This is a genomic window from Streptomyces sp. NPDC037301, from assembly GCF_055602785.1.
In genome coordinates this window covers 190,968-202,213 of sequence record NZ_JBVJWD010000004.1, presented here as the reverse complement: position 1 = coordinate 202,213, position 11,246 = coordinate 190,968, and the positions used below count along the sequence as shown (strand labels likewise).

The 11,246-nt window shown below is 67.0% G+C and carries 12 protein-coding genes; 4 read left to right on the top strand and 8 right to left on the bottom strand.

Annotated features, from left to right (window positions below):
• The first annotated feature begins 181 nt into the window (after window positions 1-181).
• The gene (locus tag ACZ7IB_RS09655; RefSeq protein ID WP_470910816.1) at window positions 182-1,081 is read left to right on the top strand and encodes a D-alanyl-D-alanine carboxypeptidase family protein; all 900 of its coding nucleotides are present in this window, start codon (window positions 182-184) and stop codon (window positions 1,079-1,081) included.
• Window positions 1,082-1,152: 71 nt separating this feature from the next.
• On the opposite strand, the gene ACZ7IB_RS09650 is transcribed toward ACZ7IB_RS09655, so the two are convergent.
• Window positions 1,153-1,542, bottom strand: coding sequence for a VOC family protein (locus tag ACZ7IB_RS09650; protein WP_470910814.1), 390 nt, complete (start codon window positions 1,540-1,542; stop codon window positions 1,153-1,155).
• Between the two features lie 412 nt (window positions 1,543-1,954).
• On the bottom strand, window positions 1,955-3,853 hold the full coding sequence (locus tag ACZ7IB_RS09645; RefSeq protein WP_470910811.1) for an FG-GAP-like repeat-containing protein: 1,899 nt from the start codon (window positions 3,851-3,853) through the stop codon (window positions 1,955-1,957).
• Window positions 3,854-4,256: 403 nt separating this feature from the next.
• Here ACZ7IB_RS09645 and ACZ7IB_RS09640 point away from each other — a divergent pair, with 403 nt between their 5' ends.
• Window positions 4,257-4,421, top strand: a complete 165-nt coding sequence (locus tag ACZ7IB_RS09640) for a hypothetical protein (protein ID WP_470910809.1) — start codon at window positions 4,257-4,259, stop codon at window positions 4,419-4,421.
• 15 nt (window positions 4,422-4,436) lie between these two features.
• Here the strand turns inward: ACZ7IB_RS09640 and ACZ7IB_RS09635 are convergent, their stop codons facing one another.
• The 3 genes from ACZ7IB_RS09635 to ACZ7IB_RS09625 all read right to left on the bottom strand — a co-directional run bounded on the left by ACZ7IB_RS09635 (window position 4,437) and on the right by ACZ7IB_RS09625 (window position 5,778).
• Window positions 4,437-4,622 carry a DUF397 domain-containing protein gene (locus ACZ7IB_RS09635; protein ID WP_470910807.1) on the bottom strand — a complete coding sequence of 62 codons (186 nt, stop codon included), beginning with the start codon at window positions 4,620-4,622 and terminating at the stop codon, window positions 4,437-4,439.
• A gap of 80 nt (window positions 4,623-4,702) precedes the next feature.
• On the bottom strand, window positions 4,703-4,891 hold the full coding sequence (locus ACZ7IB_RS09630) for a DUF397 domain-containing protein (RefSeq protein WP_266359918.1): 189 nt from the start codon (window positions 4,889-4,891) through the stop codon (window positions 4,703-4,705).
• Between the two features lie 5 nt (window positions 4,892-4,896).
• Window positions 4,897-5,778, bottom strand: a complete 882-nt coding sequence (locus tag ACZ7IB_RS09625) for a helix-turn-helix domain-containing protein (RefSeq protein WP_266359916.1) — start codon at window positions 5,776-5,778, stop codon at window positions 4,897-4,899.
• 251 nt (window positions 5,779-6,029) lie between these two features.
• Between ACZ7IB_RS09625 and ACZ7IB_RS09620 the strand changes: the two genes are divergently transcribed.
• Window positions 6,030-6,551, top strand: coding sequence for an ATP-binding protein (locus ACZ7IB_RS09620; RefSeq protein ID WP_470910804.1), 522 nt, complete (start codon window positions 6,030-6,032; stop codon window positions 6,549-6,551).
• On the opposite strand, the gene ACZ7IB_RS09615 is transcribed toward ACZ7IB_RS09620, so the two are convergent.
• The 3 genes from ACZ7IB_RS09615 to pdhA are packed head-to-tail and all read right to left on the bottom strand — an operon-like array spanning window position 6,538 to window position 10,119.
• Entirely contained in the window at window positions 6,538-7,944 is a 1,407-nt protein-coding gene (locus tag ACZ7IB_RS09615; protein WP_470910801.1) for a dihydrolipoamide acetyltransferase family protein, read from the bottom strand. The genes ACZ7IB_RS09620 and ACZ7IB_RS09615 overlap by 14 nt on opposite strands.
• 10 nt (window positions 7,945-7,954) lie before the next feature.
• On the bottom strand, window positions 7,955-8,935 hold the full coding sequence (locus ACZ7IB_RS09610) for an alpha-ketoacid dehydrogenase subunit beta (RefSeq protein WP_470910799.1): 981 nt from the start codon (window positions 8,933-8,935) through the stop codon (window positions 7,955-7,957).
• 2 nt (window positions 8,936-8,937) lie between these two features.
• Window positions 8,938-10,119 (bottom strand): pyruvate dehydrogenase (acetyl-transferring) E1 component subunit alpha, encoded by a 1,182-nt coding sequence (pdhA, locus tag ACZ7IB_RS09605; protein ID WP_470910797.1) that lies wholly within the window; start codon window positions 10,117-10,119, stop codon window positions 8,938-8,940.
• Window positions 10,120-10,459: 340 nt separating this feature from the next.
• Between pdhA and ACZ7IB_RS09600 the strand changes: the two genes are divergently transcribed.
• On the top strand, window positions 10,460-11,119 hold the full coding sequence (locus ACZ7IB_RS09600) for a response regulator (RefSeq protein ID WP_470910795.1): 660 nt from the start codon (window positions 10,460-10,462) through the stop codon (window positions 11,117-11,119).
• The last annotated feature ends 127 nt before the right edge of the window (window positions 11,120-11,246 follow it).

The following is an 11,246-nucleotide window of genomic DNA, read 5'->3' as shown; positions in this document are numbered from 1 at the left end:
CATGATGAATCCCGTCCGGGATCCGGACGGGTTCCGGATGGGCGCCACCCCATGGCCCTGAACCACCCTTAGCTCCGAAATTGCCTCAGGAATCAGCACATCCTTCCCCCGGTCCCATGAGTCTCACCACCGAGCGGCACCCTCATGTGGCCGCATTCCAGGGGCATTTGGAGCGTTCAAGTTGAAAATCGGCATTAAGGGCATAAACCGCGTTTCCGCCGCTGCCACCGTGGCCCTCACCGCGGGTGCCGTCATCGCGGGCAGCGTGTTCGCCTCCACGGCACAGGCCGCGACGCCGCCCACTCCCACGATCACCGCCAAGGGCGGTTACGTGATGAACAACGGCACCGCGAAGACCCTGTTCAGCAAGGCCGCGGACACCCGTCGCTCCACCGGTTCCACCACCAAGATCATGACCGCCAAGGTCGTTCTGTCGCAGAAGAACCTCAACCTGGATTCCAAGGTCACGATCCAGAAGGCGTACAGCGACTACATCGTCTCCAAGGGGGCCTCGTCGGCCCGCCTGATCGTGGGTGACAAGGTTACGGTCCGTCAGCTGCTGTACGGCCTGATGCTGCCGTCCGGCTGCGACGCCGCGTACGCGCTGGCCGACAAGTTCGGCTCCGGCACCACCCGCGCGGCCCGCGTGAAGTCGTTCATCGGCAAGATGAACGCCCAGGCCAAGTCCCTCGGGCTGAAGAACACCCACTTCGACTCGTTCGACGGCATAGGGAGCGGCTCGAACTACTCGACGCCGCGCGACCTGACGAAGATCGCCAGCAGCGCGATGAAGAACTCCACGTTCCGCACGGTCGTGAAGACCAAGTCGACCAAGCAGAAGGTCACCACGAAGTCCGGTGGCTACCGCTACATGTCGTGGTCCAACACCAACGCGATGCTCAGCAGCTACAGCGGTGCGATCGGTGTGAAGACCGGTTCCGGCCCGACGGCCAAGTACTGCCTGGTCTTCGCCGCGACCCGTAACGGCAAGACGGTCATCGGCACGGTGCTCGCCTCCACGAGCGCGGCCAACCGTTCTGCGGACATGAAGAAGATCATGGACTACAGCTTCAAGAAGTAGCCCGGTCCGGCAACGCACGCACGGAGGGGGCCCGCACCACGCGGGCCCCCTCTCGCCGTACCGGAGGATGCTCAGTCGAGACAGAACTCGTTGCCCTCGATGTCCTGCATCACGATGCACGACTCGTTCTCTTCATCGGCGTACAGCACGTTCACGCACACCGCCCCGAGCGCGACCAGCCGATCACGTTCGGCCTCAAGCGTGGCCAGCCGCTCCGCACCCACGAGCCCGGTGCCGGCCCGCACGCAGAGATGCACCCTGTTCTTGGCAACCTTGCCTTCGGGAACACGCTGGAAATACATGCGCGGGCCCTCACCCGAGGGATCAGCGCACACGGCCCATGAACCCTCCCCCTCAGAAGGCAGCGTCGCGACGTAGCCCAACACCTCGCACCAGAAACGGGCCACACGCTCGGGTTCTGCGCAGTCGAAGGTGACCTGGAACTTCTTGACCGATGCCATTGGGCCACCCTAACAACGAGCCTCTGCGGCCCAATTCCCGGTGACCATTAGCACGTTGACCAACGAATAAACGGCAATCGCCCCGGGTGTTCATCCCCACACTCGCAGCGGCACCGTTCGCGCCTTCGTGGCGTGTTGAGGGGAGCCGTGGAACTACGGTGCTCCGGCATCGCTGCCGCGCCCTCCGGAGGAGACCCGTGCCCCACGCGCCACAGGACCCTGCCCCCTTCTAGAACCGCCACGAACCGGACAAGAACGAGCCACTCCCCGCTCCCCACTCGGTGGCGTTTCGAGTGGACCCAGTACGAGGGCCATGGCCCTGGGGCCGAGCTTCTGGGACAGCCGCGTACCGCACTGGAACGGGAGCGGCCGAGGGGCGGTAAGCGTCAGCCGCTGAAGCGCCTGGTCCAACTCAGTATCTTCCCAGCTTGGGATGCCAGACGCGGACAGCACCCGTCTTGTCGATGCGCAGGAATTCGGCCCTTCCGTCTCCGTCGACGTCGGCGAACTGGATTTCCCGCGGAGGGACCCCGGTGTCACTCACGATCTCGTAGATGTCTTTAAGCTTTACCGGCGCATTCTCGCCCACTTCGTTGATCCAGGCCCTTGCGCCGCCCCCGGGGGTGATGAGGATCTGGTCGGCACGCCCGTCCCCGTTCAGGTCGGCAAACCTAATTTCATGGGGACTCTTAAGGGGGACATTGAACTCCTGCGGACGGGACCAGCCCAGGTACTCTCGGCCATCTTTGAGGCTGGGGCCCTGGTTGTACCAGACGGTCACCCTGCCGTCCGGTTCAATCCGCAGGTAGTCGACGCGCTTGTCTCCGTCGAGGTCGGCGAACTGGATCTGCTTGATGTCCATCATGTCGCCAGCGGAACTTCCCAAGGAAACCTTGGCGACGCCGTCGTACCTTCTCATGCACATGCTTGCACCTGATTCGCCCTCCACCCAGGTGTAGGCGGTCACCCCGCCGGTCCGATCGACCACCATGCAGTCGGGTCGTTTGTCACCGTCGATGTCGCCAAAGCGCAGGGCAGCGCCGTCCGCACCGGCGTCAGGGGTGTACGAGTTCACCCCCGCCCCGTCGGAACGCAAGAGATTGTCTTTGACGCCGCCGTTCCACCAGAACCGGAAGTGCTGGCTCTTGTCGACCGTCACGTATTCGGCTTTGCGGTCTTTGTTGATTTGGACCATCCAGAACACGTTCGTGTCCGGAAACACCTCGGGCGGGATGGCGCCGGAGTCCTTCCCCGCCGGGCTCGGAGTGCTCGAATCGCTGCCTACAGCGGATGGTTTGGTGTCTGCATCAGATGAGTTGGCGTCCGAAGTCCAAGGCATCGGGGCAAAATGCAGGACCAAGGCAGCAGCCGCCAGGGTGGCGACCGCGCCGAACGCGATCGCCACGCGCCGCTGCTTCCCGGCGGGTTCTCTCCTGGCCGGAACGGGCGCGACGGGCCGCGTTGCCGGTTCGGGGCCCGGTGAGGACACGGGCCCGGCGGTGGCCCTCGGCACAGACTCGCCCCTGCCCCCGAGCGGTGCACCGGCAGTTCCCGAGGGAACCAATGGTTCGGGCGGCGACGAGAGCGGTTCCGACGACGCAGGGCCGGACATGTGCGACCCGTTATGCGTGACGAGGATGAGGCGGCGGAGAGCGGTGAAAGTCCGATGCCGGGGCGAATCGGCATTGAGGATACTGGAGTGGTCGCCCGGTAGAGCGGAACTGTCCGGGAAGACGGACTGCGCCGAGGAGCGAGGTACCACGCCATCGCTCTCACCCGCGTACACCGACACCGGAATGGGGCAGGTCCGATCGGTGACTGCAGTGGCATGCACGACATCACGCAGGACCGTGCGCAGTGTCGAGCTGACCTGATCATTCAAGGGGCGCAGATCCTTCTCCTGCGGATGACGCAGGCCCAAGGCACGCCGACGCAAAGAAAGTAACAGCTCAGAGCCGTTACTCGGGCAGGCGATCATCACCAGCCGATGGATCCGCGCCAGCTCAGCGCCTCTGCCATCTTGTAGCATGCGAGCCAGGTAACGTTGGGCGACCAGCCCTCCTTGGCTATGAGTGACCAGCAACAGCTGATCGAATGCACCGGCTTCCGTGGCCAAATACTCCTTCAGACTGTCGGCAACCGTGTCGATCGACGGGAAGACCCGCAGCGGATTAACCGACAACAGCCCGGTTGCATATTCGAACGCGAGTGACTCGACGAACTCAAGGTCCCTGTCCGCCGCAATCAACTTGCGTAGCGGCTCCCACACCTCCGGCCCGGACATGATCCCGTGGACCATCACCAGCCCCATTCGACTTTCCCCCATGACACCAACCTCTTCCCCACGCAGACGGAACACTCACCGTAAGCACCTCCCCCACGTGCAGGACCGGGAGTCTCTGAACATTGGCCGATCTGATCACCAAGAAGACGCCAGAGTTGACCGAGTCCGTCGTCAAGCAGAAGTCCGCTGAGGAGTTGGTCCAGGAATCGCCGGGAAGCGCGACGGCCGACTGGTGCTCGCCGCCGGCATCGCCTGCCGGCTGCGGGCCCAGCTGTTCTGTTCCAGGAAGCTGTGACCACGAAGGCCCGCCAGGTTGGCCAGGAAACTCAAGGGAGTTGACGGCGTTCGTACAATGGAGAGGAAACGCATCAACGCCCGCCCCGGGCCGTGAGCCGGGCGGGCCGAGCGGGGGAAGAAAGGTGCGTGCCCGATGCCTATCGGGCTCCTGTCCACGATTGCCGCCGTGTTCTACGGGGGCACGGTCTCCGTCCTCGCCCTTACCGCGACCTTCGCCCGCCGTCGCACGCTACGGCGAGAGGCGCGCAGCACCCTCGCCCTGCTGGTACCGGGGAGGGCGGTGGAGCAACAGCGCTAGCCGGGCGGGGCCGGGTCAGGCCGACGAGCGGACCAGCCCGGCCCGGAAGGCGTCCCAGGCCGCGGGGCCGAGGAGGACGACAGGACCGTCGGGCCGCTTGGAGTCGCGGACGGCGACGGTGCGGGGGATGTTGCGGGCAACCTCGACACACTCGCCGTTCGGCTCGCTGTAACTGGCCTTGTTGAAGCGGAACTCGCTCACTGGTTCATCTCCTTGCTGCTCGCGATGAGTTGCATCCAGTCGGACAGCGACAGCTTGTCCGCGACAGCCCGTTGCCATTCCTACGGCTGCCGGCGCAGGCCCGCCGTGAAGCTGTCCCACGCGGCGGGAGCGAGGACGAGAAGCGGGCCGTCAGGCCGCTTGGAGTCACGAACCGCCACGGTACGGGGGACGTTGCGGGCCACTTCGACGCACTCCTGGCCCGCGTTGCCTCCGCTGTAGCTGGACTTGACGAACTTGTACCCGAGCACGCGGTTTACAGCTCCCTGAGGATGTCATTGATAAGTCTGACCGAGGTGTGTTGCGCAAGCCCCAGTCGCGAGATGCGGTCGAAAAGGCTGCCGTGACGCTCGGCATCAGTATCGCTCTCCAGCCAGAGAGTGGTCGAGGTCGTATCCATGTGGACCACGTCGAGCGCTCCCGGCCCAGCGAAGGACACGATGGTGAAGGCGCTTGTCATGCCGGGGTGAGCACCCGCGATATACGGCATCACCTGAAGCTTCACGTTCGGCTGCCGAGCCACGTCCAGCAGCCTGCCGAGCTGGTCCCTCATCACCTCGCGTCCGCCCACCAACTGACGCAGGGCACCTTCGTGCACCACCGCCCGCAGCTCAAGCGGTCGGTCGCCACTCAACCGCGCCTGCCGCGTCATCCTGGACTCGACGAAGGGTTCGATCTCGTCGGGGTCGTCCCAGGACCCGTTTCCCACGGCGAGCGCTCTGGCGTAGTCCGGGGTCTGCAGCAGTCCGGGCACGATGGCGACTTGCCAGGTACGGAGACTGGTGGCGATGTCCTCCAGAGCCACGTACTCGACCATGGACTGAAGTCCCGGGTACTGATTCCACCAACCGCTCGCCTTGCGACGTTCGCGGTCGGTCTTGGCGAGAGCCAGCAACCTGTCGACGAAATCGGCGTCAGCCTCGCCGTACAGGTGGCACAGGGCCCTGATGTCAGGATCCCGTATCGGCACGAGGCCCCGCTCGATCTTCGCAACCTTGGCGACCGACGCCGTCAGCGCCTCCGCAGCATGCGCTTGCCGCAGGGAGCGCGCCTCACGCATGCGCAGCAACTCACCGCCGAGACGGCGCCCGAGCACAGTCGAAACCGTCCGGCCCCGATCAGGGCTGTTACCTGCCACGTCGCATCCCTCCGCCGAGTCGCCCAAGTCTGGGACGCATTCTCCTCGAACACCAACTAGGGCAGAGAAATTTCTGCCCGAACTTATTGCTGCACACGCAATCACACCGCTACCGTCGGTGTTCCACCGCTCGCACAGCGGAGCCGAAACCGGCGGAAGTGCACCGCCCTGCCCTGCACCGGAACCGAACCAGGCCCGGCGCCCCGCAGGCGCGGCATCGCCACCGCCCCCTCACCGAGAGGTACGCGCCCATGACCTCAGCCAGGGACAAACTCCCCGAGCCCGTCCTCCATGAGGACCGGCTCGACTACACCCCCACCGCCCGCAGCGTCTCCTTCTCCCGGCGCCGCACCGCGCGGCTCGTTCGGGAGTGGGGGCATCCGGGCCTGGCCGGCGACGCGGCCTTGCTGGTCAGCGAGTTGGCGACCAACGCGTTACTGCACGGCGCCATCCGGGGGCGGCTCTTCCGCGTCCACCTCACGCTCACCGCGACCGCGCTCCGTATCGCGGTGAGCGACGCACGCGGCGAGCGGTTGCCCGGACTGCGCGAGGCCGCGGCCGACGAGTGCTACGGGCGGGGCCTCCTGATCGTCGCGCGGCTCGCGGACCACTGGGGCGTCGAGCCACGCACCGTCGGCAAGACCGTCTTCGCCGAACTCGCCCTACGGCAAAGGCCGGACGCGCCGGTGGGCCCGCGCGAACTCCGCGCGGGCCCACCTCGTACACGTACCGCCGAAGGCACGCGTACCGCTCAAACACCTACGCCCAGGTGAACAGCCGCTTCGGCTGCTCCAGGATCGCGGCGACATCCGCCAGGACCTTGGAACCGAGCTCGCCGTCGACCAGGCGGTGGTCGAACGACAGGGCCAGCGTGGTGACCTGACGGGGCTTCACCTTGCCCTTGTGGACCCACGGCTGGAGCTTGATCGCACCGACCGCGAGGATCGCGGACTCGCCCGGGTTCAGGATCGGCGTGCCCGTGTCGACGCCGAAGACACCGACGTTGGTGATGGTCACCGTGCCGCCCGCCATCGCGGCGGGGGAGGTCCGGCCCTCGCGGGCCGTGGAGACCAGCTCGCCCAGGGAAGCCGCCAACTGCGGGAGCGTCTGCTCGTGCGCGTCCTTGATGTTCGGGACGATCAGGCCGCGCGGGGTGGCCGCGGCGATGCCCAGGTTGACGTAGTGCTTGCGCACGATCTCCTGGTTCGCCTCGTCCCAGGCGGCGTTGACCTCCGGGTTCCGCTTGATCGCGACCAGGAGGGCCTTGGCGATGATCAGGAGCGGGTTGACCCGCACCCCCGCCATGTCCTTGTCCTCCTTGAGCTCCGCCACCAGCTTCATCGTGCGCGTCACGTCGACGGTGACGAACTCGGTGACATGCGGAGCCGTGAAGGCGCTGCCGACCATCGCCTGGGCGATGGCCTTCCGTACGCCCTTGACCGGGATACGGGTCTCCCGCGCGCCCACGACGGCCTCGGCCGGCGCCTCGGGAGCGGGTGCGGCCGCCACCGGAGCGGCGGCGACGGGCGCCGGAGCCTGTGCGGGTACGGGCGCGGCAGCCGCGTGCACGTCCTCGCGGGTGATGATCCCGCCCTCGCCGGTCGGGACGACCGTCGCCAGGTCGATGCCCAGGTCCTTGGCCAGCTTGCGCACCGGCGGCTTGGCGAGCGGCCGGCTCTCCCGAACGGCCACGGCGCCGTGGCCGTTCATCTCGCCCTGGATCGCCGCCGCGGCAGCGGGCACCGCCGTCGTGGCGCCCTTGCGGGCACGCCGCTTGGTCGAGCTCTCGGCCACGCCGTACCCCACCAGGACGGGCTGACGGCCCTTGGGAGCCTCGGGCTCCGGTTCCGGCTGCGAGGCCGGCTCGGGAACCGGGGCCGCGTCACCGCTGCCCGGCGCCACGTCCACCGCGATGATCACCTGGCCGACGTCGACGGTCGTGCCCTCGGGAAAGCGCAGCTCGTGCACCACCCCGTCGAACGGAATCGGGAGCTCCACGGCCGCCTTGGCCGTCTCGACCTCGCACACGACCTGGCCGTCGGTGACGGTGTCGCCGGGCTGTACGTACCACTTGAGGATCTCGGCCTCGGTCAGTCCCTCGCCCACGTCGGGCATCTTGAACTCTCGGAAGCGAGCAGCGTTGGAAGTGTCGTTCATCGTTGTCACGCCCCAGTCCTCAGTACGCCAGCGAGCGGTCGACGGCGTCGAGCACACGGTCGAGACCCGGCAGGTACTCGTCCTCCAGCCGCGCCGGCGGGTACGGGGCGTGATAGCCGCCGACCCTCAGCACCGGTGCTTCCAGGTGGTAGAAGCAGCGCTCGGTGATCCGGGCGGCGATCTCGGCCCCGGAGCCGTAGAACACCGGCGCCTCGTGGACCACGACCAGCCGGCCGGTCTTCTCGACCGAGGTCTGGATGGTGTCGAAGTCGATCGGGGACATCGAGCGCAGGTCCAGGACCTCGATCGACTTGCCCTCCTCCTGGGCGGCCGCGGCCGCTTCCAGGCAGACCTTCACCATCGGGCCGTACGCGACGAGCGTGAGGTCGGAGCCCGTACGCGCCACCGAGGCGCGGTGCAGCGGGCCGGGGATGGAGTCGGTCTCGACCTCACCCTTGTCCCAGTAGCGGCGCTTCGGCTCGAAGAAGATGACCGGGTCGTCGCTCTGGACGGCCTGCTGCATCATCCAGTAGGCGTCGCCGGCGTTCGAGGGCGAGACCACCTTCAGGCCCGCGACGTGCGCGAACAGCGCCTCGGGCGACTCGCTGTGGTGCTCGACCGCGCCGATGCCGCCGCCGTACGGGATCCGGATGACGACCGGCAGCTTGATCTTGCCGAGCGCGCGGGCGTGCATCTTGGCGAGCTGCGTGACGATCTGGTCGTACGCGGGGAAGACGAAGCCGTCGAACTGGATCTCCACGATGGGCCGGTAGCCGCGCAGGGCCAGGCCGATCGCCGTACCGACGATGCCGGACTCGGCGAGCGGGGTGTCGATCACCCGCTCCTCGCCGAAGTCCTTCTGGAGCCCGTCGGTGATCCGGAAGACCCCGCCCAGCTTGCCGACGTCCTCACCCATGATGAGGACCTTGGGGTCGGTATCGAGGGCCTTGCGCAGCGACTCGTTGAGAGCCTTCGCAATGGACATCTTTTCCATGGCCATGGCTACTTGCTCTCCTCGGCGGTGTCTGCGAACGATGCCTGGTAGGCGGCGAACTGGGCGCGCTCCTCGTCGACGAGCGGGTTCCCGTCGGCGTAGACGTGGTCGAAGATCGCCATCGGGTCCGGGTCGGGCATCGCCCGTACCGCTTCACGCACCCGCTTGCCGAGGGCCTCGCTCTCCTCGTCCAGCGCGGTGAAGAACGCCTCGTCGGCGGCGCCCTCCTTCTCCAGGTAGGCGCGCAGCCGCAGGATCGGGTCCTTGGCCTCCCAGGAGGCCCGCTCCTCGTCCGCCCGGTACTTCGTCGGGTCGTCGGAGGTGGTGTGCGCGCCCATGCGGTAGGTGAACGCCTCCACGAGCGTGGGCCCCTCCCCCCGGCGGGCCCGCTCCAGCGCCGATTTGGTGACGGCCAGGCAGGCGAGTACGTCGTTGCCGTCGACCCGGACGCCGGGGAAGCCGAAGCCCTGCGCGCGCTGGTAGAGCGGGACGCGGGTCTGCTTCTCGGTCGGCTCGGAGATCGCCCACTGGTTGTTCTGACAGAAGAAGACGACCGGGGCGTTGTAGACCGCGGAGAAGGTGAAGGACTCGGCGACGTCGCCCTGGCTCGAGGCGCCGTCACCGAAGTACGCGATCACGGCCGAGTCCGCGCCGTCCTTGGCGACGCCCATGGCGTAGCCGGTGGCGTGCAGGGTCTGCGAGCCGATGACGATCGTGTACAGGTGGAAGTTGTTGGTGTTCGGGTCCCAGCCGCCGTGGTTCACACCGCGGAACATCCCGAGCAGATTGGTCGGGTCGACGCCCCGGCACCAGGCGACGCCGTGCTCGCGGTAGGTCGGGAAGACGTAGTCGTCGTCGCGCAGGGCCCGGCCGGAGCCGATCTGGGCGGCCTCCTGGCCGAGCAGCGAGGCCCACAGGCCCAACTCGCCCTGGCGCTGCAGGGCGGTGGCCTCGGCGTCGAAGCGGCGGGTCAGGACCATGTCCCGGTACAGACCGCGCAGCTCTTCGGCGGTCAGGTCGATCTGGTAGTCCGGATGCTCCACCCGCTCGCCCTCGGGCGTCAGCAGCTGTACGAGCTCGGGCTCGGAACTCTGTGGCGTCTTGGCGGGCGTCTTAGCGGGTGTTTTCACGGCGCTGGTCCGCTTGCTGCTGCGTCGCGGTTTGCGCGCGGCAGTGCTCTCCACGGTCACGTGCGTGCTCCTCCGTCGGTCCGGCCCCCGGGGTCTGCCGGGAAGCCAGTGCGGCTCGCCTGTGTCCGTACCCGTGCACGGGGTGGGTGCCGCTCGGTCCGGGAACAGGCGTGACAGGTGCCCCGGCGAGCGCCCTGCCAAAAGCACGTTACCCAGTACGCCGCATAACTGCGAAACCCTATCTGACCTGCGATTTTGCTTGGATTTCCAAGTAAATCGAAAAAGTCGGGAACTCTCGCTGGTCACAGCACTGGGAACAGCCTTGCAGGCCGCCGGAACAACGGCACGTTATCCCGCCGTTCGGCGGCAGGGAAGAGGCGAGTGTGTGAGACTGCGTTTTGTGCGCGAAGAAGGAAAAATCACTGTTTTTCTGCTGGACGACCACGAAGTCGTCCGGCGCGGAGTCCATGAATTGCTCTCGGTCGAGGACGACATCGAGGTCGTCGGCGAGGCCGGCACGGCGGCGGACGCACTGGTCCGTATCCCCGCGACCCGGCCCGATGTGGCGGTGCTCGATGTGCGGTTGCCGGACGGGAGCGGGGTGGAGGTCTGCCGGGAGATCCGTTCCCAGGACGAGAACATCAAATGCCTGATGCTGACCTCGTACGCCGATGACGAGGCGCTCTTCGACGCGATCATGGCGGGCGCGTCGGGATATGTACTGAAGGCGATCCGCGGCAACGAACTGCTGAACGCGGTACGGGACGTGGCGGCCGGGAAGTCGCTGCTGGACCCGGTGACGACCGCCCGGGTGCTGGAGCGGCTGCGCGACGGCAAGAAGAGCCGGGGTGACGACAAGCTCGCCGGTCTCACCGATCAGGAGCGCAAGATCCTCGATCTGATCGGCGAGGGGCTGACGAACCGGGCGATCGGCGAGCGGCTGCACCTCGCCGAGAAGACGATCAAGAATTATGTCTCCAGTCTGCTCTCCAAACTGGGCATGGAACGGCGCTCGCAGGCCGCCGCGTACGTGGCCAGGCTGCAGGCGGAGAAGGGCTGAGCGCCGCGGTGACAGGGCCGGGACCTGCACGGAGCGGCTGCGGTCCTCGGTGATCTTTCGGGACTTTGGTCCCGGACCACCTGGGGCCGCGGCCTCTTTTTACGGCCTCCCCCGTGGCGGAGAGTGG